The 22,911-nt window shown below is 73.4% G+C and carries 21 protein-coding genes; 6 read left to right on the top strand and 15 right to left on the bottom strand.

The features are described from left to right. Positions 1–370: 370 nt before the first annotated feature. Positions 371–3,091 (top strand): pyruvate, phosphate dikinase, encoded by a 2,721-nt coding sequence (gene ppdK, locus ACH4OA_RS03685; protein ID WP_397944572.1) that lies wholly within the window; start codon positions 371–373, stop codon positions 3,089–3,091. Between the two features lie 126 nt (positions 3,092–3,217). On the opposite strand, the gene ACH4OA_RS03680 is transcribed toward ppdK, so the two are convergent. Both ACH4OA_RS03680 and ACH4OA_RS03675 read right to left on the bottom strand, forming a co-directional pair. After that, entirely contained in the window at positions 3,218–3,574 is a 357-nt protein-coding gene (locus ACH4OA_RS03680) for a hypothetical protein (RefSeq protein ID WP_397967473.1), read from the bottom strand. 16 nt (positions 3,575–3,590) lie between these two features. After that, entirely contained in the window at positions 3,591–4,040 is a 450-nt protein-coding gene (locus ACH4OA_RS03675; protein WP_397967471.1) for a hypothetical protein, read from the bottom strand. 247 nt (positions 4,041–4,287) lie between these two features. Between ACH4OA_RS03675 and ACH4OA_RS03670 the strand changes: the two genes are divergently transcribed. After that, positions 4,288–4,653, top strand: a complete 366-nt coding sequence (locus tag ACH4OA_RS03670) for an ATP-binding protein (protein ID WP_397947637.1) — start codon at positions 4,288–4,290, stop codon at positions 4,651–4,653. Between the two features lie 37 nt (positions 4,654–4,690). Here ACH4OA_RS03670 and ACH4OA_RS03665 read toward each other — a convergent pair whose 3' ends face one another. Further along, positions 4,691–5,140, bottom strand: coding sequence for an excalibur calcium-binding domain-containing protein (locus ACH4OA_RS03665; RefSeq protein ID WP_397942251.1), 450 nt, complete (start codon positions 5,138–5,140; stop codon positions 4,691–4,693). A 133-nt stretch (positions 5,141–5,273) separates the two neighbouring features. Continuing rightward, entirely contained in the window at positions 5,274–5,825 is a 552-nt protein-coding gene (locus ACH4OA_RS03660; protein WP_365883640.1) for a DUF4232 domain-containing protein, read from the bottom strand. A gap of 210 nt (positions 5,826–6,035) precedes the next feature. On the opposite strand from ACH4OA_RS03660, the gene ACH4OA_RS03655 reads away from it, so the two are divergent. From ACH4OA_RS03655 to ACH4OA_RS03645, 3 genes are read left to right on the top strand one after another with little or no spacing between them, the layout of a single operon-like run. Next, the gene (locus ACH4OA_RS03655; RefSeq protein WP_365883641.1) at positions 6,036–7,292 is read left to right on the top strand and encodes a sugar ABC transporter substrate-binding protein; all 1,257 of its coding nucleotides are present in this window, start codon (positions 6,036–6,038) and stop codon (positions 7,290–7,292) included. Next, on the top strand, positions 7,289–8,191 hold the full coding sequence (locus ACH4OA_RS03650; RefSeq protein WP_397967470.1) for a carbohydrate ABC transporter permease: 903 nt from the start codon (positions 7,289–7,291) through the stop codon (positions 8,189–8,191). The genes ACH4OA_RS03655 and ACH4OA_RS03650 overlap by 4 nt, the downstream gene beginning before the upstream one ends. Further along, a complete protein-coding gene (locus ACH4OA_RS03645; RefSeq protein ID WP_397942256.1) occupies positions 8,184–9,017 on the top strand; it encodes a carbohydrate ABC transporter permease in 834 nt (277 codons plus the stop codon). Before ACH4OA_RS03650 ends, ACH4OA_RS03645 begins: the two co-directional genes overlap by 8 nt. Before the next feature lie 33 nt (positions 9,018–9,050). On the opposite strand, the gene ACH4OA_RS03640 is transcribed toward ACH4OA_RS03645, so the two are convergent. From ACH4OA_RS03640 to ACH4OA_RS03615, 6 genes are all read right to left on the bottom strand, one after another. Beyond that, complete coding sequence (locus ACH4OA_RS03640; RefSeq protein ID WP_397967468.1) at positions 9,051–9,818, bottom strand: SDR family NAD(P)-dependent oxidoreductase; 768 nt, start codon at positions 9,816–9,818, stop codon at positions 9,051–9,053. 77 nt (positions 9,819–9,895) lie between these two features. Continuing rightward, positions 9,896–10,480 (bottom strand): TetR/AcrR family transcriptional regulator, encoded by a 585-nt coding sequence (locus ACH4OA_RS03635; protein WP_397942260.1) that lies wholly within the window; start codon positions 10,478–10,480, stop codon positions 9,896–9,898. A gap of 32 nt (positions 10,481–10,512) precedes the next feature. After that, entirely contained in the window at positions 10,513–10,872 is a 360-nt protein-coding gene (gene nirD, locus ACH4OA_RS03630) for a nitrite reductase small subunit NirD (protein WP_365880091.1), read from the bottom strand. Continuing rightward, positions 10,869–13,478 (bottom strand): nitrite reductase large subunit NirB, encoded by a 2,610-nt coding sequence (nirB, locus tag ACH4OA_RS03625; RefSeq protein WP_397947630.1) that lies wholly within the window; start codon positions 13,476–13,478, stop codon positions 10,869–10,871. The genes nirD and nirB overlap by 4 nt, the downstream gene beginning before the upstream one ends. Next, positions 13,479–14,702: an NAD(P)/FAD-dependent oxidoreductase gene (locus ACH4OA_RS03620; RefSeq protein ID WP_397947628.1), complete on the bottom strand. Its 1,224-nt coding sequence runs from the start codon at positions 14,700–14,702 to the stop codon at positions 13,479–13,481. Between the two features lie 142 nt (positions 14,703–14,844). Further along, positions 14,845–15,732: an NAD(P)-dependent oxidoreductase gene (locus tag ACH4OA_RS03615; RefSeq protein ID WP_397942265.1), complete on the bottom strand. Its 888-nt coding sequence runs from the start codon at positions 15,730–15,732 to the stop codon at positions 14,845–14,847. A gap of 99 nt (positions 15,733–15,831) precedes the next feature. On the opposite strand from ACH4OA_RS03615, the gene ACH4OA_RS03610 reads away from it, so the two are divergent. Beyond that, positions 15,832–16,176, top strand: coding sequence for a winged helix-turn-helix transcriptional regulator (locus ACH4OA_RS03610; RefSeq protein ID WP_397942267.1), 345 nt, complete (start codon positions 15,832–15,834; stop codon positions 16,174–16,176). Between the two features lie 3 nt (positions 16,177–16,179). Here ACH4OA_RS03610 and ACH4OA_RS03605 read toward each other — a convergent pair whose 3' ends face one another. From ACH4OA_RS03605 to ACH4OA_RS03585, 5 genes are all read right to left on the bottom strand, one after another. Continuing rightward, positions 16,180–16,842 (bottom strand): class F sortase, encoded by a 663-nt coding sequence (locus ACH4OA_RS03605; protein WP_397967854.1) that lies wholly within the window; start codon positions 16,840–16,842, stop codon positions 16,180–16,182. A gap of 122 nt (positions 16,843–16,964) precedes the next feature. After that, on the bottom strand, positions 16,965–17,510 hold the full coding sequence (locus tag ACH4OA_RS03600; protein ID WP_397967466.1) for a hypothetical protein: 546 nt from the start codon (positions 17,508–17,510) through the stop codon (positions 16,965–16,967). 478 nt (positions 17,511–17,988) lie between these two features. Further along, entirely contained in the window at positions 17,989–19,638 is a 1,650-nt protein-coding gene (locus tag ACH4OA_RS03595) for a M4 family metallopeptidase (protein WP_397967463.1), read from the bottom strand. A gap of 172 nt (positions 19,639–19,810) precedes the next feature. Then, positions 19,811–20,641, bottom strand: a complete 831-nt coding sequence (locus tag ACH4OA_RS03590; protein ID WP_397967461.1) for an arylamine N-acetyltransferase — start codon at positions 20,639–20,641, stop codon at positions 19,811–19,813. A 9-nt stretch (positions 20,642–20,650) separates the two neighbouring features. Next, complete coding sequence (locus ACH4OA_RS03585) at positions 20,651–22,870, bottom strand: molybdopterin oxidoreductase family protein (protein WP_397967460.1); 2,220 nt, start codon at positions 22,868–22,870, stop codon at positions 20,651–20,653. Positions 22,871–22,911 lie beyond the last annotated feature (41 nt).

Here is a 22,911-nt window from a genome sequence, read left to right as displayed (position 1 = left end):
TGGAACGGAACGGTCTGTGGCAGCGTGATTCTCGCCACCCTTGATAAGGGTCCCGCTCACATGAGCGGATCTTGAGCGGCTGCACTTCTCCAAGGGGTGGCACTGGGTGCCACCCCTTGATCGTTCATCGATCGAAATCAGTCGTGGCGGTGGTTGCTCATGTGAGCGTAAATCTGCACCTGTGGGCGCGGTTGCGTTCAAGAAGTGAAAACATAAGCCCGGCTTCGCTTGCCAAGCCTTGACTTTCGATCCGCTGGCGGACGAGTGGTTACAGGCGCATGACGGACAAGTGGACCTCCCCATGAGCCTTCGATCTGGGTATGTTCCTCGCCGTCAGGGCAGCCACCGTGGCCTCAAGGAGTCGAGACCCGTGTCGGAAAACAAAGAACCCCACGCAGCGAAGTTCGTTTACGACTTCACCGAAGGCAACAAGGACCTCAAGGACCTTCTCGGCGGCAAGGGTGCCAATCTCGCCGAGATGACCAACCTCGGTCTGCCGGTCCCTCCCGGCTTCACCATCACCACGGAGGCCTGCAAGGTCTACCTGGACAGCGGTGAGGAGCCCGCGGCACTGCGTGACGAGGTGAGTGCGCATCTCGACGCCCTGGAAGCCACGATGGGCAAGAAGCTGGGCCAGGCCGACAACCCGCTGCTGGTCTCGGTCCGCTCCGGCGCCAAGTTCTCCATGCCCGGCATGATGGACACCGTCCTGAACATCGGCCTGTCCGACGAGTCCGTGCAGGGGCTGGCCCAGCAGGCCGGCGACGAGCGGTTCGCCTGGGACTCCTACCGGCGCCTCATCCAGATGTTCGGCAAGACCGTCCTCGGCGTCGACGGCGACCTCTTCGAGGAGGCCCTGGAGAAGGCCAAGGCCGCCAAGAAGGTCACCGTCGACACCGACCTGGAGGCCGCGGACCTCAAGAAGCTGGTCACCACCTTCAAGAAGATCGTCAAGAAGGAGGCCGGCCGGGACTTCCCGCAGGACCCGCGCGAGCAGATGGACCTCGCCATCAAGGCGGTCTTCGACTCCTGGAACGGCGACCGCGCCAAGCTGTACCGCCGCCAGGAGCGCATCCCGCACGACCTCGGCACCGCCGTCAACGTCTGCTCGATGGTCTTCGGCAACCTCGGCCCCGACTCCGGCACCGGCGTCGCCTTCACCCGGGACCCGGCCTCCGGCCACCAGGGCGTCTACGGCGACTACCTGCAGAACGCGCAGGGCGAGGACGTCGTCGCGGGCATCCGCAACACGGTCCCGCTGGCCGAGCTGGAGCGGATCGACAAGAAGTCCTACGACCAGCTTATGCAGATCATGGAGACCCTGGAGAACCACTACAAGGATCTCTGCGACATCGAGTTCACCATCGAGCGCGGCCAGCTCTGGATGCTCCAGACCCGGGTCGGCAAGCGCACGGCGGGCGCGGCCTTCCGCATCGCGACCCAGCTCGTCGACCAGGGCCTGATCGACGAGACCGAGGCGCTCCAGCGCGTCACCGGCGCCCAGCTCGCCCAGCTGATGTTCCCGCGCTTCGACGAGGAGGCGAAGGCCGGGCAGGTCGCCCGCGGCATCGCGGCCTCGCCGGGCGCGGCGGTCGGCAAGGCGGTCTTCGACTCGTACACGGCCGTGAAGTGGTCCCGCTCGGGCGAGAAGGTCATCCTGGTCCGCCGCGAGACCAACCCGGACGACCTGGACGGCATGATCGCGGCGGAGGGCATCCTCACCAGCCGCGGCGGCAAGACCTCGCACGCGGCCGTGGTCGCCCGCGGCATGGGCAAGACCTGTGTCTGCGGCGCGGAGGAGCTGGAGGTCGACACCAAGCGCCGCCGGATGACGGTCCCCGGCGGACACGTCGTCGAGGAAGGCGACCTGATCTCCATCGACGGCTCCAGCGGCAAGGTCTACCTGGGCGAGGTCCCGGTCGTGCCGTCGCCGGTCGTGGAGTACTTCGAGGGCCGGATGCACCCGGGCGCCGACGACGCCGACGAGCTGGTCGAGGCCGTGCACCGGATGATGGCCTTCGCCGACCGCAAGCGCCGGCTGCGGGTGCGCGCCAACGCCGACAACGCCGAGGACGCGCTGCGCGCCCGCCGCTTCGGCGCCCAGGGCATCGGCCTGTGCCGCACGGAGCACATGTTCCTCGGCGACCGCCGTGAGCTGGTCGAGCGGCTGATCCTGGCGGACACGGAGGAGGAGCGCGAGGCGTCCCTCAAGGCCCTGCTGCCGCTCCAGAAGAAGGACTTCGTGGAGCTGTTCGAGGCGATGGACGGCCTGCCCGTCACCATCCGCCTGCTGGACCCGCCGCTGCACGAGTTCCTGCCCGACATCACGGAACTCTCGGTCCGCGTGGCCCTGGCCGAGTCCCGCCAGGAGCCGCACGAGAACGAGCTGCGCCTGCTCCAGGCCGTGCACCGGCTGCACGAGCAGAACCCGATGCTGGGCCTGCGCGGCGTACGCCTCGGGCTGGTCATCCCGGGCCTGTTCACCATGCAGGTCCGCGCGATCGCCGAGGCGGCGGCCGAGCGCAAGGCGGCCAAGGGCGACCCGCGCGCCGAGATCATGATCCCGCTCGTCGGCACCGTCCAGGAGCTGGAGATCGTCCGCGAGGAGGCCGACCGGGTCGTCGCCGAGGTCCAGGCGGCGACGGGCACGCGGCTGAAGCTGGCGATCGGCACGATGATCGAGCTGCCGCGTGCCGCCCTCACGGCGGGTCAGATCGCCGAGGCGGCGGAGTTCTTCTCCTTCGGCACGAACGACCTGACGCAGACGGTGTGGGGCTTCAGCCGCGACGACGTCGAGGCCAGCTTCTTCACGGCCTACCTGGAGAAGGGCATCTTCGGCGTCTCCCCGTTCGAGACGATCGACAGGGACGGCGTCGGCTCCCTGGTGAAGTCGGCGGCCGAGGCGGGCCGGCGCACCCGCCCCGACCTGAAGCTGGGTGTCTGCGGCGAGCACGGCGGCGACCCGGAGTCGGTCCACTTCTTCCACGAGGTGGGCCTGGACTACGTCTCCTGCTCTCCGTTCCGCATCCCGGTCGCCCGCCTGGAGGCCGGCCGCGCGGCCACCCAGTCGACGGGCAGCGACCACCGCTGACCCCCGGACCCCGCGGCCGTCGCCGGTCCCCGACCCTCAACCGGTCGGCGGCGGCCGCGGAGCACGAAAGAGGAAGGGCGGCATCCCAGTGCGGGGGATGCCGCCCTTCCGCGCGCCCTCACAGACTCAGACACTTCGCTCGACGGCCTCGAAGATGTCGGCGTCGGTCTCGCGCTGCCATGCGGGAAGCAGGTCCCAGCCGGCGACATACCCCGGCTTCGGGTCCTCGAAGTGCCGGTGCATCTGCGCCGCCCAGCACACCGCGACGAACTGGCCCTTCTGCTCACGGCTCAGCCGGGCGGCACGCCCCGCGCTGACCCGGAGGAAGTCGCGTACCTGGCCGCACACCACCGCGGCGGCCTCCCGCTCCCATGCGGGCGTCTCCTCCCACGGAGTGACGTAACCGGACTTCGGCTCCCCGGGAAAGTGCCTGCGCACACCGGCGATCCACGCCTCCCGGAAGATCCGGCCGTCCTCGCTCATGCAGTTCTTCCCTTCGTCAGGCGGACCCCGGCAGTGCCGCGATCCGGTGGTGCAGGTCCGGGACCCGGGCGTCGGAGGACAGCCCGGCGAGCCGGGGACGCAGACCGTGGAGCCGGGCGGACACGTATCCCGAATGCGTCCGCCCGGCCACGGCGAGGGCCTGGCCGGCGAAGTGAACCACCTGGTCGACATCGCCCCGATGCGCCCCCAGCGCCGCGAGATCGACGAGGACGGCACCACGCCGACGAGGGCTGAGGTTCTGCGCCATCGCCGACGCCAGCGCGTCTTCGGCGAGGTCGGGGCGGCCGAGCGTGAGGTAGCAAGCTCCGCGTTCCTCGGCGAGACGCGAGCCGTCGAACCGGAGCCATCCGCCGCTGTGCGCCGGGCCGCAACCCCGCGCCGCGCGTTGCCCGGCGAGCCTCGGCCGCCTGCCCATCATCGCCTCCTGCGCTGGTCCGATCGGCATCGTCGCAGACCGCAGCGTCCGTGCGGGGGCAGTGCCCGGAAAACGCCCGGGCCCCGCTCTGGGCGACGGTAACGCAGTGCGGTTGCCTGGTCACCATCGCCCGGGAGTGCCCGTCGGCTCCCCGGGCGGCGGTGAAGCACAGTGCCGCTCGCACCCGGAAGGGCGGCTCCTAGGTGGAGGGACGAAGTCCGTGCGCGAACCCGCTGCCAGACCCGAGTCTGTTGGCGCACCCGGATATGCCGAGATGATGCCGTGTGAGCCGGAGTCCGCCAGGCGAGCCCGGCTGCTCATCGCTTCGGCTCTGAGCGTCTGGGCCATAGAGGAACTGGTGGACGCGGCCACGCTGGTCGTCGGTGAGCTGCTGACGAACACGCTGCGACACACCCGCTGCCGTACGGCCCGGGTCACCGTCCATCGGCTCACCGGGGACCGTGTGCGGATCGGCGTCTCGGATACCGGGCAGGGGCTGCCCGTCATGGACCGTCCCGGCGAGGGCGCCGAGAGCGGCCGTGGCCTGCTGTTGCTCGACGCCCTCTGCGACCGGTGGGGATACGACCGGTACCGGGCGTGGAAGGTCGTGTGGGCTGAACTGCGTCTGGGGCCCGCTGAGTGAGGTGTGTTGCGGGACGTCCGTGGGCGCCGGAGGGGGGCTACTCGCAGGCCACGCCGTCTCCGTCCCGGTCCAGGTGGCCGTCGTAGCCCGGGTCGCCCGTGTGCAGGGGGGTGACGCCCGCGGCTCGGGCCTCGGTGCAGTTGGCGTAGTAGACGCCGGCCGAGGTGTCGGTGCCGGTGCCGGTGTCGGCCGCCGGTTCGGCCGTGACGGTGTGGGTGACCCTGACCTTGACCTTCACCGTGTGGGTGCGGGTCACCGTGGGAGCGGGCTCCGGTGCGGCCGTCTGCGTGGCCGTCGCCGTGGCGGTCACGGTCACCGTCGGGTGCGGGGCGGCGGCGGCCGGTTCGGTGCGGGGCGCGGTGTCCTCGCCCGCGGCGCCTATGCCCACGCCGGCGAAGAGCGTGAGGGCCAGGGCGGGGAGCAGGTAGCGCTTGCGGGCCCAGCGGGGGCTTCGCGGCGCGGGCGGTGTGGTGTACGGGTTCGTCATGGCGTCCCCCCAGACGACGGCACGTGCACCGGACGGTGGCACGTGCCGACGACCGTAGGTGCGGCGCGCCGTGCGTGGGGGGAAGGTGATGGTTTCGTGATGAACAGGTGGCGTGCGGAAGGAACTCAGAGGGTCAGAGCGTGCCCTCCGTGTTGACCGGGCCGACCTGGAAGACGCCGGAGCAGATCTTCCAGGGGGCCGGGACCAGGGTCGCGGTGCGGGAGGCCGGCGGGTAGACCCGCAGGTAGCTGCCGGTGCGCAGGCAGGGGCCGCCCACCGGGCCGTTCGTGGTGCGGACGACCGCCGAGGCGGAGTGGCCGGGGCTCAGGGTGACGGTGCCGTAGCGGCTGCCGCTGTGGGCGGCGGCCGGGCCGATCCGGCGGTGGGTGCTGTCCAGCGCGCTGACGCCCGGATAACCGCGCAGGGCGCACTTGGTGGTGCTGGTGTTGGTGAACCGGACCGGCCAGTAGAGCGATCCGGCCGCGCCCTCCTTGCCGCCCATGGACAGGTACAGGTCGCTCACGGCACAGGTGCGCGCGGCGGCCGGGGCGCCGGCCGCCGCCGGTGCCGCGCTCCAGGCGGCACCGGCGGCGGTGACACCGACGAGCGCCGTGGTCAGCGCGAGCACCGGGCCGCGCCCGCGCGCGGCGCGGGCGACTCGGGGAGATGACGGATACGGAAACATGGCACATCCTCCTCCATCGGACGAATGGGTGGATGAAGGTCACTGTGTTGGATGCGTCCCGCGCCGGAAAAGTTGTGCGCCGCCGCCGGGACGTCCGAATCCGGGTGCCCATCCCACGCCGGCCTACGGCCCCGAGGCCCTCTTTCGTATTCGCCCCGCATGGTTGATCGTTGGGCCGTGCATCGGTGACGGACGGCAGGGGGGCACGGGATGACGATCAGCCGCAGGGCGCTGCTGGCCGCGGGCGCGGGCGCCGGACTGCTCACGGCGTGTGGCGCGAACACCGGCCGCGATGACGGCGGTTCGGGGCCACGGCTGTCGCACTGGTACCACCAGTACGGCGAGCCCGGCACCGAGCGGGCCGTGCAGCGGTACGCCGCCGCCTTCAAGAAGGCGCGCGTCTCCGTACAGTGGCGCCCCGGGAACTACGACCAGCAGACCGCCGCCGCGCTGCTGACCGACTCCGGGCCCGACGTCTTCGAGGTCAACGGGCCCACACTGGACCAGATCCAGCAGGGCCAGGTCGTCGAGCTCACCGACCTGCTGGCGGGCGTGCGGGACGACTTCAACCCCGCCGTGCTCGGACCGATGACGTACGAGGGGAAGGTCTACGGCATTCCCCAGGTCGTCGACATGCAACTGCTCTACTACCGCAAGAGCCTGCTGAGGGACGCCGGCGTCGAGCCGCCCGCCACCCTGGACGCCCTGATCGACGCCGCCGCGCGGCTCACCGACGGCGAGACGAAGGGACTCTTCCTCGGCAACGACGGCGGAGCGGGCGTGCTCGGCGGGACACCCCTGCGCGCGGCCGGGTTCGACCTGGTCACCGCCGACGGCGCGGCCGGCTTCGACGATCCGGCCGCCGCCCGTACCCTCGGCAAGCTGCGCCGGCTCTACGCCGGCAAGTCCCTCCTGCTCGGCGCGCCCGCCGACTGGTCCGACCCGTCGGCGTTCGTCCAGGGGCTGACCGCGATGCAGTGGTGCGGACTGTGGGCGCTGCCCCGGGTCCGCGAGGAACTCGGGGACGACTTCGGGGTGCTGCCGTTCCCGGCGGACGGCGCCCGGGGCCGGCCCGCCGTGCCCGTGGGAGCCTACGGCGCCGCCGTCAGCGCCCGCAGCGGCCACCGGGAGCCGGCCAAGGAGTACGTGAAGTGGCTGTGGGTGGAACGCACCGACTTCCAGACGGACTTCGCGCTGTCCTACGGCTTCCACATCCCCGCCCGGCTGTCCCTCGCAGCGAAGGCCGGCCGGCTGCGGACGGGGCCGGCCGCCGACGCCGTGCGGTTCGCCGCCGACCACGGCTACGCCCAGCCGCTGCTGTGGACCCCGGCCGCCCAGACCGCCTACCAGGACGCGCTCAGCCGGATCATCAAGGACGGGGCGGACCCGGCGCGTGAACTGCGCGCGGTCGTGGCCAGGGTGACGGCCGAGCTGAAGCGCGTGCGGCACGTGAAGAAGCCGTCGTGAGGCACCGGCGCACCCTGTGGTTCTGGGTGTTCACCGGGCCGTTCGCGCTCGGGCTGGCGCTGTTCACCTATGTGCCGCTGCTGTGGAGCGTGGCGCTCAGCTTCTTCGACGCGCACAACACCGTCACGCCCACGGACTTCGCGGGGCTGGGCAACTACACGGCCATGCTGCGCGACGGGGCGTTCACCGACAGCCTGCGGACCTTCCTCCTCTTCACCGCCTTCATCGTGCCCGTCACCTACGTGTCCTCCCTGGCCCTCGCCCTGATGGTCAACCGCGTCCGGTGGGCCCGGGCGTTCTTCCGGTCGGTGTTCTTCCTGCCGGCCGCGTGCAGCTATGTGGTGGCGGCGCTCATCTGGAAGACGTCGATCTTCAGCGGGGTGCGGTTCGGGCTGGCCAACACGGTGCTGGGCTGGTTCGGCGGCGAACCCGTCGCCTGGCTGTCCACCACCGACCCGCCCTGGTACTGGCTGGTCATCGTGACCGTACGGCTGTGGCTGCAAGCCGGGTTCTACATGATCCTGTTCCTCGCCGGGCTCCAGCGGATCGACCCGGTGCTGTACGAGGCGGCGGCCGTGGACGGGGCCCGGCCCGGCTGGACGGTGCTGCGGCACATCACCCTGCCCCAGCTGCGGGGCACCTCGGTCGCGGTGGTGCTGCTGCTCGTCGTGGGCGCCTTCCAGGCCTTCGACGAGTTCTACAACCTGCTGTCCGACGCCCGGGGCTATCCGCCGTACGCCCGCCCGCCGCTGGTCTACCTCTACTACACCGCGCTCGGCCAGGGCCAGAACCTGGGGCTGGGCAGCGCGGGCGCGGTGATCCTCGCGCTGGTCGTCGCGGTCGTCACGGTGGCGCAGACGCGCTGGCTGCGGCTGGGAAGGACGGACGGCGATGGATGACGCCCTGGTACGGGCCGGGCGGGCGCTGCGGCTGGCGCTGCTGAGCGCGCTCGCCCTGCTCTTCCTGGTCCCGTTCTACCTGCTCGTGCGCAACGGACTCGCCGACGAGCGGGACATCACCTCGCCCGACTGGACCTTCTTCCCGGCCCGGCCGCGCTGGGGCCATGTGCGGGAACTGTTCGCCGACCCCTCCGTGCCCTTCGCGCGCTCCCTGCTCAACTCCGCGCTGATCGCCGTCGCCACCACCCTCGGCACCCTGCTCCTGGCCTCCCTCGCCGGCTACGGCCTGGCCCGCATCCCCTACCGGCACGCGAACAAGGTCTTCTACGGCATCCTGGGCACCCTGCTGGTCCCGGCGGCCGTCACCTTCGTGCCGAGTTTCGTGCTGGTGTCGTCGCTGGGCTGGGTGTCCACGCTGCGCGGCCTGATCGTCCCGACGCTGTTCTCCGCGTTCGCCTGCTTCGTCTTCCGGCAGTACTTCCTCGGCTTCCCGCGCGAGCTGGAGGACGCGGCGCAGGTGGACGGGCTCGGGTACTGGCGGACGTACTGGCTCGTCGTCGTGCCGAACGCCCGTCCGGTGTTCGCGGCCGTCGGCACGATCGTGTTCCTCGGCGCGTGGAACTCCTTCCTGTGGCCGCTGGTGATCGGACAGGACCAGAGCGCCTGGACGGTGCAGGTGGCCCTGTCCTCGTTCACCACCGCCCAGGTCGTACGGCTGCACGAGCTGTTCGTCGCGGCGGCCGTGTCGGTCCTGCCGCTGCTGCTGGTGTTCCTGTGCTTCCAGCGGTGGATCGTGGCCGGCGTGGAGCGGTCCGGGATCGACTGACGGGCGGCGGCCCCGGCCGGCGGGCGGCGCGGCTCAGGCCGTGGAGCCGCCGTCGATCACCAGGTCCGCGCCGACCACCGAGGCCGCGTCGTCCGAGGCCAGGTACAGCACGGCCGCGGCCACCTCCTCGACCGTGGAGATCCGGCCGAGCGGCGCCTCGGTGCGCATCCGCGCGGCCCGGCCGGCCTCCGTCTCGCCGGGCCTGAGGGACATGGCGGTGGCGGTGGGGCCGGGGCTGACGGCGTTGATCCGCACCCCGTCGGCGATGTGGTCCAGGGCGGCGCCACGGGTCAGGACCGATACGGCCGCCTTGCTCACGGCGTAGCCGGTGGTCCCGGGCAGCCGGCTGTGCACGCCGATCCGGGAGGCGATGTTGACGATGGCGCCGCCGTCCGGCTGGGTGCGCATCCGGGCGATCTCGGCCTGGAGGGCGAGGAAGACGCCGGTGACGTTGATGCCGAGCATCTGCTGCCAGTCCTCCTCGGACAGCTCGCCCACGGGCCGTCCGCCGCCCGCGAGGACACCGGCGTTGTTCACCGCCACGTCCAGCGAACCGAACCGGTCCACGGCGGCGGCCACCAGGTCCCGCACCTCGCCGGCCCGGGTGACGTCGGCGGTCACGGCGAGCGCCGTGCCGCCCTCCCGCCCGATCAGGGCCGCGGTCTCGTCCAGGGGCTCGCGGCGCCGCCCGGCGACGACGACCCGGGCGCCCTCCCGGGCGAGGGCGAGGGCCACCCCGCGGCCGATGCCGGAGCCGGCGCCCGTGACGAGGGCGGTGCGGCCGGTGAAGCGGTGGGTCATCAGAGGTTCCCTTTTCTAGACCGATCGGTTCAGTTTGAGGGCGGAAAAGAACGCGCCTCCCGGAGGAAGCGCGTCCGTCAGTCCAGCAGGGCCAGGGCCTGTTCCGCCGCGTCCCGCACCCGGGCCGGGTCCGCCGACGCCTTGCCGACCACCCGCAGACCCTGGAGCAGCACGAACAGCAGGCGGGCGAGGGCCGCCGGATCGCGGTCGGCGGCCAGCTCCCCCTGGGCCCGGGCGCGGACCAGGGCGGAGTGCAGCAGGGTCTCGACGGTGTCCCAGCTGCGCTCCACCCGGCGGGCGGCCTCCCGGTCGTGCGGGGCCAGTTCGACCGCCGTGTTGGTGACCAGGCAGCCCCGCTCCCGGGTGGGCGCCGTGGTGGCCTCGGCGGCGAACCGCCGCACCAGCGCGCGCACGGCCGGCAGCACCGCGCCGGGCGCGGACAGCTCGCGCGTCAGCACCGGGTCCTGTGCCTGCCCGTACCGCTCCAGCGCCCGCAGGTACAGCTCGTGCTTGCTGCCGAAGGTGGCGTACAGGCTCGCCTTGCCGATGCCCAGGTGCGCGACCAGGTCGGCCATCGAGGTGGCCTCGTAGCCGCGCCGCCAGAACAGCTCCAGGGCTGCCTGGAGGGCGGCGTCCGGGTCGAACTCCTTGGTCCTGGCCATGGGGTGCAGCCTAGGCTTACTGAAACGATCGGTCAAGAAAGCTGGAGGGTGCGCACCGCGTACACCGCCACCCGCACCGACTCGTCGTCCAGGCACTGCCCGCCGGCCAGGTCGAAGCGCTGCTTCAGCAGCGGGGAGGCCACGAACGGGCGGCCCCGGTGGGTGCCGGTCAGGCCGCGGGACAGCACGGCCGCGCCGGTGAACGGGTCGCGGTTGTCGACGGCGTACAGCCGGTCCCCGCGGTCGCGGAACAGGGCCGCCTGGCGGCCGTCCGGCAGCAGGGCGGCCACCCCGCGGCCCGGCACCAGCGCGCTCAGGTCGCAGACCGTGAACCAGCCGTCCTCCAGCCGGAGCTGGACCTTCAGATCGGTCGTCTCAACTGCCAGGGTCATCGCTGGGCGCTTCCTTCCAGGACGTCGTCGGCGGGCCGCGTGCCGATGGACAGCAGCGGCAGGTCGGGCTTGATCTGGTCGCGTTCGGGCACGAAGGAGACCACCGGGTCCGGGGTGTCCGGGGCGTTCACGAAGGACACGAACCGGGCCAGCTTCTCCGGGTCGTTGACGGTCTGCGCCCACTCGTCGCGGTAGTGCGCGACGTGCTCGCGCATCAGCTTCTCCAGCTCGTCGCAGATGCCGAGCGAGTCGTGCACCACCACGTCGCGCACGTGCTCCAGGCCGCCCGGGATGCGCTCCAGCCAGGTGCTGGTGCGCTCCAGACGGTCGGCGGTGCGGATGTAGAACATCAGGAACCGGTCGATCAGGCGGACCAGTTCGGCGTCGGACAGGTCCTGGGCCAGCAGGTCGGCGTGGCGCGGGGTGGCGCCGCCGTTGCCGCCGACGTACAGGTTCCAGCCGTTCGCGGTGGCGATCACGCCGAAGTCCTTCGACTGGGCCTCGGCGCACTCGCGCTGGCAGCCGGAGACCGCCGACTTCAGCTTGTGCGGGGACCGCAGGCCCCGGTAGCGCAGCTCCAGGTCGATCGCCATCCGGACCGAGTCCTGCACGCCGTACCGGCACCACGTCGAGCCCACACAGGACTTCACCGTGCGCAGTGCCTTGCCGTAGGCGTGCCCCGACTCGAAGCCGGCGTCCACCAGCCGGGCCCAGATCAGCGGGAGCTGCTCCACCCGGGCGCCGAACAGGTCGATCCGCTGCCCGCCGGTGATCTTCGTGTAGAGCCCGAAGTCCCGGGCGACCTCCCCGATGACGATCAGCTTCTCGGGCGCGATCTCACCGCCGGGGATGCGCGGGACGACCGAGTACGAGCCGTTCTTCTGGAGGTTGGCGAGGAAGTGGTCGTTGGTGTCCTGGAGCGCGGCCTGCTCGCCGTCCAGGACATAGCCGCTCGCGCCGATCGACGGGGCCAGCGAGGCGATGATCGAGCCGACCGCCGGCTTGCACACCTCGCACCCCTCGCCGCCCCGGGCGCCCTCCCGGCCGTAGCGGTCCAGCAGGTCCCGGTACGACGTGAGGCGCAGCGCGCGGACGATCTCGTACAGCTCCTCGCGGGTCTGCCCGAAGCAGCCGCACAGGCCCTTGTCGACCTCGACCCCGGACGCCTCCAGCTCGGCGGTGACGAGCTGGCCCAGCACCTTCACACAGCTTCCGCAGCCGGTACCGGCCTTGGTGCACTTCTTCACCTCGGGCACGGTGGTGCAGCGGTGCTCGGTGACCGCGGCGCGGATCGTGCCCTTGCTGACGTTGTGGCAGGAGCAGATGACCGCCTCGTCCGGCAGCGCCGACGGGCCGAGCTGGGCCCCGGAGCCCGCCGAGGCGGGCAGGACGAGCGCCTCGGGGGAGACGGGGGGCACCGAGCCGGTGAGCGCGCGCAGGGTGCCGTACGCCTCGGCGTCACCGACCAGGATGCCGCCGAGCAGCGTGCCGTCCCGGCCGATGACCAGCTTCTTGTACAGACCGGAGCGAGAGTCGGAGTAGACGACGTCCAGGCAGTCGGCGGTGGTGCCGTGCGCGTCGCCGAAGGAGGCGACGTCCACGCCGAGCAGCTTCAGCTTGGTCGACAGGTCGGCGCCGGTGAAGGACGCCTCGTCCGCGGCGATGGTCGCGGCGGCCGTCTCGGCCTGCTCGTAACCGGGCGCCACCAGGCCGTACACCCGGCCGTCGGCGGCCAGCGCGCACTCGCCGATCGCGAACACGTGCGGGTCCGAGACGGTCCGGCACTGCTCGTCCACCGCGATGCCGCCGCGCTCGCCGACCGTCAGGCCCGCCTCCCGGGCCAGCTGGTCGCGGGGCCGGACGCCGGCGCTGAACACCACCAAATCCGTGGCGAGTTCGGAGCCGTCGGACAGCTTCATCCCGGTGACGGCGCCGGCCTCGTCCGTGACGATCTCCTGGGTGCCCACGCCGGTGTGCACCGTCAGGCCCATCTCCTCGATGGTGCGCAGCAGCGCCGCGCCGCCGCCCTCGTCCACCTGCACCGGCATCAGGCGCGGCGCGAACTCCACGATGTGCGCGTTCAGTCCGAGGCCCTTGAGCGCGCCGGCGGCCTCCAGGCCGAGCAGTCCGCCGCCGACGACGGCACCGGTGACGGCCCTGGTCCGCGCGTACTCCTCGATGGCGAGCAGGTCCTCGATGGTGCGGTAGACGAAGCAGCCGGCGGCGTCCTTGTTCGGCACCGGCGGCACGAACGGGTAGGAGCCGGTGGCCAGCACCAGCACGTCGTAGCCGACGGTCAGGCCCGAGCGGGCGGTCACCCGCCGCGCCTCGCGGTCGATCGTCTCGGCCGGGTCGCCGAGGTGCAGTTCGATGCCGTGCTCTTCGAGGAACCGCGGGTCGGTCAGCGACAGCTCCTCGGGCGTGCGGCCGGAGAAGTACGAGGTCAGCTGTACGCGGTCGTAGGCCGGACGCGGCTCCTCGCAGAGCACGACCACGCGGTGCGTGGCGGTCAGGCCGCGCTCGGCGAGCGCCTCCAGGAAGCGCTGGCCGACCATGCCGTGGCCGACGAGCACGATCGTGGGGGTGGCCCCGGGGGTGGCGGACATTCAGGAGCCTCCATCGTTGGTGAGCAGGTGGAGCAGGGGAGTGTCGCCGGGGAGCGGTTCGGCTCCCTCCCAGGCGCGGGCGAGCGCGCCGACGGTGCCGAGTTCGCCGACGAGGACCCCGCCGACCAGGCGGTCGTCGCGGACGACGACCTTGCGGTAGGTGCCCCGGGTGGCGTCGGCGATCCGCACCACGTCGTCGCCGGGACGCGCCTCGGTCTCGCCGAACGCGGCGAGGTCGAAGGGGGCCAGGGGGGAGCCGGGACCGGTGAGGGTCAGCCGGGTCAGGGACCGGGTGCCGCGGTAGCGGGCGCCGGTGTCGCCCGCGAGCAGTTCGGCGAGCGTGCCGGCCTGTTCCAGGGCCGGTGCGGCCAGGCCGTAGACGGTGCCGTCGTGCTGGGCGCAGTCGCCGACGGCGTGGACGTGCGGGTCGGAGGTGCGCAGCTCGTCGTCGACGAGGACGCCCTGGCGGACGGCGAGGCCGGCCTGCTCGGCGAGGGCCGTGCGCGGCCGGACCCCGCAGGCGAGGACCACCAGGTCGGCGTCGAGGGCGTAGCCGTCGGCCAGCTCCACCGAGCGGACCGCGCCGGCCACGCAGCGCACGTCCCGCACCCGGCACTCGGTGTGCACCTCCACGCCCAGCCCGGTCAGGTGCCGCAGCACCAGGCCGGAGGCGTCCGGGTCGAGCTGGCGCTCCATGAGCCGTTCGCCCTGCTGGGCCAGGACCACCTGGGCGCCGCGCACGGCGAGGGCGCGGGCCGCGGACACGCCGAGCAGCCCGCCGCCGATGACGACCGCGCGCGTCCCGGGCCGCACGGCCCCGGCCAGGCCGAGGCAGTCGTCCAGGGTGCGGAAGGCGTGGACGCCCTCGGGCAGCCGGCGGTCCGGGGTGAACAGGCCGCGCAGCGGGGGCAGCACCGGGTTGGAACCGGTGGCCAGGACCAGCGTGTCGTATGCGATCGACATGCCGTCCGCGCAGGCGACGGTCCGGGCTGCGCGGTCGATGCCGGTGACGCGGGCGCACAGCAGGCCGGCCGGCGGCGGGAGGGTGATCACCTCCGGCGCGTACCGGCCGGCCAGCACTTCGGCGAGCAGCACCCGGTTGTACGGCGCGTGCCGCTCCTCGCCGACCAGCAGCGCGGGCGTGCCCAGCTCGGCGAGGAGCCGGGCGAGCGTCACGCCCGCCAGGCCGGCGCCGATCACCACCACACGCGTATTCGAGGTCATGTCCCGAGCGTGCGGCCCGGACGTTACCCGGCGGCATCACCCCTGTTTCCCGGGCGGAACGCTGCCCTCAGCGGGACGGGGCGGCGGGTGTGAGGGGACCGGACGGGCGCGGGGAAGCGGGGCGAGGCCCGCGGACCCGCGGTCACCGGGTGCGCAGCAGGTCCACCAGGCCGGTGGTGTCCTCCGCGCCGTGGCCGTCGGCCAGCCGGCGGCGCATCAGCTCCAGGAACGGCGTGAGCAGCTCCGCGCTCACGCCCTGTTCCGCCGCCGTGCGCACCAGCGTCTCGCTGCCCGCGACCTGCATCGCCAGGTGGGAGACGACCCCGGTCGTGTAGTCGCCGGACGTCAGCCGCGCGGCCGTGTCGTGGGCCGACCCGGCCATCGCGTCCAGCCAGCGCACGAGCGGCGCGGCGAGGTTCTCGGGCGCCACCTCCGTGCCGCGCACCAGCGCGAACGCGTGCGTGAGCCCCGCGAACATGCCGTACATGCCGCTCAGCAGCGCCACGTCGTACAGCGCGGCCAGCCCGGCGTCCGCGCCGGTGTACTCGGTGCCGGCCGGAACGGCGAGGGTGGCTTGGTGCTCCGCGAACAGCTCCGGGTGGCCGCTGTAGAACACGAAGGCGCCGGGCGCGCCGATCATCGGCGGTACGGCCATGATCCCGCCGTCCAGGAAACGGGCGCCGCGCTCCTCGGCCCAGGCGGCGCGGGCGCGGGCGTCGGCGGGTGTGCCGGTGGTGAGGTTCACCAGGTCCCGGCCGGCCAGACCGGCGTCCGCCAGGGCGGTGCCCACCGAGGCGTCGTCCAGCAGGCAGACCACGACGAGCCGGTTCGCGGCCACCGCCTCCGCGGCGCTCCCGGCGGCCACCGCGCCCTCGGCGGTCAGTGCGGCCGTGCGCCCGGGCGTGCGGTTCCAGACGGTCAGCGGGTGCCCGGCGGCGAGCCAGGCCCGCCCGAGCGCGGTGCCCATCGCACCGGTGCCGAGCAGGGTCAGGGGCGTGGGGGAGGCGGGGGAGAGGGAGGTGTCGGTCATGGCGACTAGGCTCGCCCAGCGGAGCCGCCGCGCAGAAGTACGTACTTGCGAGTGGGTGGTTACCGGCAGGGAAGTGTGCGGGTCGGAAGGGGGAACAGCATGCCGGTGGGACGGCGGCCGGGGTCGTACGTGTGCGGCACGGACGCGGCGATGGACGTCATCGACGGCAAATGGAAGGTGTCGATCCTGTGGGCGCTGGGCGAGGGGACCCGGCGGTTCGGCGCGCTGCGCCGGCTGCTGCCGGGCGTCACCGAGAAGGTGCTCGCCGCGCAACTGCGGGAGCTGGAGGCCGACGGCATCGTGCACCGCGTGGAGTACGACGAGGTCCCGCCCCGCGTGGAGTACTCGCTGACCGGCGTCGGCGTGCAGCTGAACGAGGCGCTGGCGCCGCTCGGGACGTGGGGGGAGAAGCATGTGCTCGGCGGGGAGCCGGTGGCGCACTGAGGGTCAGCGGCTGCCCGTCAGGCGGGCGAACACCACCACGTTGCCCTGGTAGCCGGTGGTCTTCGAGTAGCCGCCGCCGCAGGTGATGACGCGGAGTTCGGGCCGGGGCGCCGCGCCGTAGACCTTGTCGTCGGGGAAGTCCCGGGCCGCGTACACCTCCACCGCGTCCACGGTGAACACGGCCACCGAGCCGTCCCGGCGGTCCACCTCGATCCGGGCGCCGCGCCGCAGCGCGCCGAGGTCGTAGAAGACGGCGGGACCCTCGGCGTTGTCGACATGGCCGGCGATGACCGCGGTGCCCGTCTCACCGGGCGTGGTGCCGGCCTCGTACCAGCCGGCCAGGTTCTTCTCCTTCGCGGGCGGCGCGTCCAGGCTGCCGGAGGAGGTGAGGGCCAGGCCGGTCAGGGGCGCGTTCACCCCGATCGCGGGGATGCGGACGCGCAGCGGCGGGGACGGCGGGAGGGCGGGGGCCGCGAGCCCGTCGCCGCCGGGGTCGGGGCGGCCCTCGGCGGCAGTCGGCTGCGGTGGCGTGCGCGGCCCGGTGCCGCCCAGCAGCCACAGGCCCGCGCCGAGCGCGACGGCGGTGACGGCGGCTATGGCGGTGTCGCCGCGCCGGGAGCCCCGGCCGCGCCTGACACCCCCGGCGCTCCTCGCCTTCCTGCGCATACGCATCCCCTCTCCCGGAGACGGGCCCCCTTCGTATCCCGCCCCCTCCGGGCCGCGAGGGGCGTCGGACCCGGAGGGGGCGGGATGTGCGGTACCGGCGGACGGACAGCGGAGGGTGTCCGTCAGATCCCGTCGCCTCTCGCCCGGCGATGCAGGAGCCAGGTACCGCCCGCGGCGGCGACGGCCAGGGCCGCCACACCCGCCGCGGTCTGCCCGGGGTCGCGGCCGAGTCCGCCGCCGACCCCCGTCTTCACGCTGCCCCGCGGCTGCACCTGCGCGTGCGCCGCGGTCAGCGTCACCACCAGGTCGCCCGAGACCTGCCGGTCCCCGTCGGCGCACCGGGCGACGATCTCGTACGTCCCGGGCTGCGCGCTCGGCGGCACCCGGAACCGGCCGGTCGCCTCGCCCTGCCGGGCACCGGGCGCCAGCGGGAAGGCGCCGGCGCCGAGCGCGCCCGCGTCCCCGGTCGCGGCGCCCGCGCTGCCGCACCCGGCGGTGTGCACGGTGACCTCCTCGCCCGGGATCACGGTGGCCGGGGACGCCTCCAGCCGACCGGCGGGGACGCCCGGCGAGGCGGCCGCCGCGCGTGCGGGGGCCACGGCGTGGGCGGGCGCCGCGGCGGCCACGGCGAGCGCGGTACCGGCCAGGAGACGGGCAGTGCGTCGCATGGTGCTCCCCAGGGCTTGTCCGACTCGTCCAGGGGTGCGCCCCTGCCCTTCCGAGATAAGTGGCTCCGCGGCCGGCCCGCTTCCTGAGGGAGCGTCAGGACTACGGTGAACGGGTGCCGCCCCGGCCCTCCGCACGGGTGAGCCCGCGCGGTGTTCGGGCAGGTCGCGGGCGGGTGGGCGAGGACCGGGGGATATCGGTACGACAAACACACGAATGGGGCGGTGGTGGGCGTGAACGGGTGACGGCAGGCCCGGCAGCCCATGGCGTGGGTGCGGGTGCGGGTGCGGGTGTGGCCCGGCGCGGACCGACCCAGCCCGGCCCAGCCCGGCGCGGCCCAGCCCGGCGCGGTGCGGACCGGCCCAGCCCGGCGCGGCCCGGCGCGGTGCGGACCGGACTGGCCCGGCCGGCGTCCGGCGGCGGACACACCGGTGGCCGGTGCCCGCGTGCGGCACCGGCCACCGGAGGCCCGGCGTCCGCTCAGGTGACGTTGACCGCGCTCCAGGCCGCCGCCACGGCGTTGTACTCCGCGCTGCCGGCGCCGTAGAGGTCCTGCGCCGCGCTGAGGGTCGCCGTGCGGGCGCCCTTGTAGTTCGTCGAGGACGTCATGTAGACGGTCAGCGCCCGGTACCAGATCTTGCCGACCTTGTCCCGGCCGATGCCGGTGACCGTGGAGCCGTTGTAGGTCGGCGAGTCGTAGGCGACGCCGTTGACGGTCTTCGCGCCGCTGCCCTCGGCGAGCAGATAGGCGAAGTGGTTGGCGACGCCCGAGGAGTAGTGGACGTCGAGGTTCCCGACCGAGGAACTCCAGTAGTCCGCCGAACTGCCGTCCCGGGACGGCTTGTCCATGAAGCGCAGGGCCGCCTTGCCGAAGCCGGGCTTCACGATCTTCTCGCCGATCAGGTAGTCGCCGGGGTCGGAGCCGTTGGCCGCGTACCACTCCACCATCGTGCCGAGGATGTCGGAGGTGGCCTCGTTCAGGCCGCCGGACTCGCCCGAGTAGGTCAGCGCGGCCGTCTTGGAGGTCACGCCGTGGGACATCTCGTGCCCGGCGACGTCGAGGGCGACCAGCGGCCCGAAGGTGGTCCCGTCACCGTCGCCGTACGTCATGCAGAAGCAACTGTCGTCCCAGAAGGCGTTGTTGTAATTGCTGCCGTAGTGGACCCGGTTGTACGAGCCCTTGCCGTCCCCGGCGATGCCGGTGCGCCCGTGCACGTTCTTGTAGTAGTCCCAGGTCGCGTCGGTGCCGTACTGCGCGTCGACGGCGGCCGAGGCGCGGTCCGCGGTGCTGCCGGTGCCCCAGTGGTTGTCGGCGTCCGTGAACAGGGTCGCGGGGGCCCGGCTGAAGCAGATGCCGAACAGGCACAGGTCGGTCTTGTTCTCGGCGTCACCGGTGTAGGTGTTGCCGCGCGTCGGGTCCTTGAGCTGGTACGACGACCCGGACTGGGTGGTCTGCAGCGGCACCGTCCCGCCGTACAGGGACGCGCCGTCCCCGGTGGCCGTCTCGATGCTGTCCCAGGCGTCGATCCGGGCGCCGGAGCGCGCGTCGGTCAGCACGGTCCGGGCGACGGGGTTGCCGAGCGAGTCCAGGCCGGCGGCGTTGGTCCGCCACGCCAGTCTCGGGCTGCCGTGCAGGGCGTCGACCACCAGCTCCGGCCTGGCCTTGACCTGCTTCAGGGCGGTGCCGGGGTGGGCCGCGCGCAGCGCGCCGACGGCGAGGCCGGCCGCCTCGGGACCGGAGACCCGCGGGGTGACGGTGGGCACGGAGACCGGCTGCCGGGTGGCGCGGTCGGCGCCGCGGTAGGCGCCGTCCGGGGCGAGGTGGACGACGAAGTCGCCGCCGAGGACGGGGAGATGGCGGTAGGTGCGGTCGTAGCGGACGTGCTGGGCGCCGTCCCGGTCCACGATCACGTCCCGGACGCTGGTGTCCTGGGAGGCGGCGAGGCCCAGTGCGGACGCGTGCGCGAGGAGCGCGGAGGCCGCGTGCTCGATCGCGGTGGCCCGGGTCGGTCCGCCGGCGGCGTGGGCGGCGGGGGCCAGGCCGACGGCCAGCAGGGCCGCGGTGGCGGCGGCGGCACCGGCGGTGGCTGTGCGGCGGGTTCCTCGGACGTGCTGCCGTATCCGGCTCATCTGTCTCCTCGGGAAGGCGCCAGGCTAGGCGTGGGGGCGGCGCTGATGCCCGAGATTTAAATGGCCATGACATGTCGTGTCCATAGTCCCCGTGGGGAGATGTGTGGGGGGCCGGCGCGGGTATGGCGGCGTTCCCGTGCTCGTGAACGGCCGCCGGCCGGCCCCCGCCGGTTCAGTCGAGCAGCGCCAGCCCCTCGGGCACCTCGATGCCGAACTCCTGTGCCGCCAGGCGCCGCGCCGCGGCCTCGTCGGTCAGCGTGCGCTCGGTCACCGTGCCGTCGGCCGCCGTCCGCGTCAGCCGGGCGCCGTCCAGGGAGAGGTGCCACGCGGCGGTGGTCCGCTGGAGGTAGGGGCGGCGGGTGAACGGGGAGCGCGGATGGGTGCCGACGAACCAGTTGAACACCTCGAAGTCGGCCGCGGTGAACGGCTCTTCGGTGAACCGGTACTGGCCGGCCCACTCGCCGGTCCGCCGGTCGTACGCCTGCAACTCCCACAGCTCCAGCGGGCCGTCGTGCGCCGCCCGCGCCAGCCGGTGCCGGCGCCCGGCGCCCTCGTGCTCGGTGCCGGGCGCCAGCGGCACCGGCAGCAGCAGCGCCCCGGCCGCGCCGAAGCCGACGTCCGCCAGGTACGGCCGCGGCTCGCCCGGCACCTCCACCTTGAGCAGCGCGTGCGTGCGCGGCCGGTTCTCCGGTGTCCCGGCGCCGGCCACCACCCGGGCGGCCAGCGGCGTCACGGGGAAGCCGAGCGCCTCCAGGGCCAGCCGCAGCAGGGTGTTGTGCTCGTAGCAGTAGCCGCCGCGCCGGCCGTGCACCATCTTGGCCATCAGGTCGGCGGGTGCGAGCGAGGGGGCCGTGCCCCGCAGCGGGTCCAGGTTCTCGAAGGGCAGCGACAGCGCGTGTGCCAGGTGCACGCCCCGCAGGGTGGCGAGGCCGGCGTGCCGTTCGCCCTTCCAGCCGATGCGGTCGAGATAGGCGTCGAGGTCGTACGGGTCGGTGTCGGACATACCGCGAACCTACGTGAGCCTCTCCGCGTCCGCCGCACCCACCGGGTCACTGCCGGGGCCGAGGACCTCCACCCGCACCGCGCAGGACTTGAACTCCGGCATCCGGGACGTCGGGTCGAGCGCCGGGTTGGTGAGCGTGTTGGCGCGGCCCTCGCCCGGCCAGTGGAAGGGCATGAACACGGTGTCCGGGCGGATGGTGTCGGTGATCCGGGCCGGCGCGACGGCACGGCCGCGCCGGGAGACCACCGCCACGGGTTCGCCGTCGGCCGCGCCCAGCCGGGCCGCGAGCCGCGGGTGCAGTTCCACGAACGGGCCGGGCGCCGCCGCGTTCAGCTCCGCCACGCGCCGGGTCTGCGCCCCCGACTGGTACTGGGCCACCACCCGGCCGGTGGTCAGCAGCAGCGGGTACTCGGCGTCCGGCTCCTCGGCGGTCGCCCGGTACCCGGCCGCCACGAACCGCGCCCGCCCGTCCGGCGTGGCGAACCGGTCGAGAAAGAGCCGAGGAGTACCGGGATGAACCGACCCGGGACCCCCGGCCACGTCCCCGGCTGCGACCGCCGCAGGGCCCCCGGCCCCCGCCGTACCCCGTTCCCCAGCCCCCGTCGAACCCCCGCCCCCCGTCGTTCCCTCCGGGCAGGGCCAGAAGACGCCGTTTTCCTCCGTCAGGCGGCGGTAGGTGATGCCGGAGTAGTCGGCCGGGCCGCCGGCGCTGGCGCGGCGGAGTTCCTCGAAGACCTCCTCCGGGTCGGTCGGGAAGCCCTTCTCCACGCCGAGGCGGCCGGCCAGTTCGTGCAGGACGTACAGGTCGCTGTGGACACCGGGCGGGGCGGTGACGGCCTGGCGGCGCAGCAGGACGCGGCCCTCCAGACTGGTCGTCGTGCCCGTCTCCTCCGCCCACTGGGTCACCGGCAGCACCACGTCCGCCAGTTCCGCCGTCTCCGACAGCACCACGTCGGCCACCGCGAGGAAGTCCAGCGACCGCAGCCGCTCCTCCACGTGCGCCGCGTGCGGGGCCGACACCACCGGGTTGGAGCCCATCAGCAGCAGCGCCCGCACGTCCCCGCCGAGCGCGTCGAGGAGTTCGTACGCGCTGCGCCCCGGACCGGGCAGCGTGTCCGGGTCCACGCCCCACACCCCGGCCACGTGCCGTCGCGCCGCCGGGTCGTCCAGCTTGCGGTAGCCGGGCAACTGGTCGGCCTTCTGGCCGTGTTCGCGCCCGCCCTGCCCGTTGCCCTGCCCGGTCAGGCAGCCGTACCCGGACAGCGGGCGGCCCGCCCGGCCGGTGGCCAGGCACAGGTTGATCCACGCGCCCACGGTGTCCGTGCCCTTGGACTGCTGCTCCGGTCCGCGCGCGGTGAGCACCATCGCCGCCTCGGGCTCGCAGAACATCCGCACCGCCTGCCGCAGTCGCGGCACCGGCACACCGGTGATCCGCTCCACGTACTCCGGCCAGTGGGCCATCGCCGCGGCCCGTGCCTCGGCCCAGCCCGTGGTCCGCTCCCGGATGTACTCCTCGTCGGTCCGGCCCTCGGCCACCACCAGGTGCAACAGGCCGAGCGCCAGCGCCAGATCGGTGCCCGGCCGGGGCGCCAGGTGCAGGTCGGCCTGGTCCGCGGTCCGGGTCCGGCGCGGGTCGACGACGATCAGCGTGCCGCCGTTCTCCCGCAGCTCCGAGAAGAAGCGCAGCGACGGCGGCATGGTCTCGGCGAGGTTGGACCCGACGAGGATCACGCACCCGGTCCGCGGGATGTCCTCCAGCGGGAACGGCAGCCCGCGGTCCAGACCGAACGCCTTGGTGCCCGCCGCCGCGGCCGAGGACATGCAGAACCGGCCGTTGTAGTCGATCTGCGAGGTGCCCAGCACCACCCGCGCGAACTTGCCCAGCGCGTACGCCTTCTCGTTGGTCAGCCCGCCCCCGCCGAACACGCCGAGCGCGTCCGGGCCGTACCGCTCCCGGGTCCGCGCGAGCTGCCCGGCGATCCGGTCCAGCGCCCGCGGCCAGTCCGCCTCGACCAGCCGGCCGCCCTCGCGCACCAGCGGCGTGGTCAGCCGTACCGCCGGGGACAGCACCTCGGCCGCCGTCCGGCCCTTGCCGCACAGCGCGCCCCGGTTCACCGGGAAGTCCGGGCGCTCGGTGACCTCGACGCCCCCCTGCGGCAGGGGCGTGATGTTCATCCCGCACTGCAAGGCGCAGTACGGGCAGTGGGTGGGCGTCGAGGTGTTCTCCATGCGGCCCAGCGTGCGCCGGCCGTGTTACGGCCCCGGGCCGT

This window comes from Streptomyces sp. NPDC017095, assembly GCF_044332325.1.
Taxonomy (GTDB): domain Bacteria; phylum Actinomycetota; class Actinomycetes; order Streptomycetales; family Streptomycetaceae; genus Streptomyces.
Note: the sequence above shows the minus strand (reverse complement) of the source record. Positions and strands in the feature narration are given on the sequence as shown.

Excerpts from the sequence above, each read along its gene's own strand:
- ACH4OA_RS03645 (WP_397942256.1), top strand. The coding sequence starts at position 8,184 with ATGGATGACGCCCTGGTACGGGCCGGGCGGGCGCTGCGGCTGGCGCTG.
- ACH4OA_RS03665 (WP_397942251.1), bottom strand. The coding sequence starts at position 5,140 with ATGACGAACCCGTACACCACACCGCCCGCGCCGCGAAGCCCCCGCTGG.
- nirB (WP_397947630.1), bottom strand. The coding sequence starts at position 13,478 with ATGTCCGCCACCCCCGGGGCCACCCCCACGATCGTGCTCGTCGGCCAC.
- ACH4OA_RS03590 (WP_397967461.1), bottom strand. The coding sequence starts at position 20,641 with ATGTCCGACACCGACCCGTACGACCTCGACGCCTATCTCGACCGCATC.
- ACH4OA_RS03615 (WP_397942265.1), bottom strand. The coding sequence starts at position 15,732 with ATGACCGACACCTCCCTCTCCCCCGCCTCCCCCACGCCCCTGACCCTG.
- ACH4OA_RS03595 (WP_397967463.1), bottom strand. The coding sequence starts at position 19,638 with ATGAGCCGGATACGGCAGCACGTCCGAGGAACCCGCCGCACAGCCACC.
- ACH4OA_RS03605 (WP_397967854.1), bottom strand. The coding sequence starts at position 16,842 with ATGCGCAGGAAGGCGAGGAGCGCCGGGGGTGTCAGGCGCGGCCGGGGC.
- ACH4OA_RS03640 (WP_397967468.1), bottom strand. The coding sequence starts at position 9,818 with ATGACCCACCGCTTCACCGGCCGCACCGCCCTCGTCACGGGCGCCGGC.
- ACH4OA_RS03670 (WP_397947637.1), top strand. The coding sequence starts at position 4,288 with ATGCCGTGTGAGCCGGAGTCCGCCAGGCGAGCCCGGCTGCTCATCGCT.
- ACH4OA_RS03635 (WP_397942260.1), bottom strand. The coding sequence starts at position 10,480 with ATGGCCAGGACCAAGGAGTTCGACCCGGACGCCGCCCTCCAGGCAGCC.
- ACH4OA_RS03610 (WP_397942267.1), top strand. The coding sequence starts at position 15,832 with ATGCCGGTGGGACGGCGGCCGGGGTCGTACGTGTGCGGCACGGACGCG.
- nirD (WP_365880091.1), bottom strand. The coding sequence starts at position 10,872 with ATGACCCTGGCAGTTGAGACGACCGATCTGAAGGTCCAGCTCCGGCTG.
- ACH4OA_RS03660 (WP_365883640.1), bottom strand. The coding sequence starts at position 5,825 with ATGTTTCCGTATCCGTCATCTCCCCGAGTCGCCCGCGCCGCGCGCGGG.
- ACH4OA_RS03620 (WP_397947628.1), bottom strand. The coding sequence starts at position 14,702 with ATGACCTCGAATACGCGTGTGGTGGTGATCGGCGCCGGCCTGGCGGGC.
- ACH4OA_RS03600 (WP_397967466.1), bottom strand. The coding sequence starts at position 17,510 with ATGCGACGCACTGCCCGTCTCCTGGCCGGTACCGCGCTCGCCGTGGCC.
- ACH4OA_RS03585 (WP_397967460.1), bottom strand. The coding sequence starts at position 22,870 with ATGGAGAACACCTCGACGCCCACCCACTGCCCGTACTGCGCCTTGCAG.
- ACH4OA_RS03675 (WP_397967471.1), bottom strand. The coding sequence starts at position 4,040 with ATGCCGATCGGACCAGCGCAGGAGGCGATGATGGGCAGGCGGCCGAGG.
- ACH4OA_RS03680 (WP_397967473.1), bottom strand. The coding sequence starts at position 3,574 with ATGAGCGAGGACGGCCGGATCTTCCGGGAGGCGTGGATCGCCGGTGTG.
- ACH4OA_RS03655 (WP_365883641.1), top strand. The coding sequence starts at position 6,036 with ATGACGATCAGCCGCAGGGCGCTGCTGGCCGCGGGCGCGGGCGCCGGA.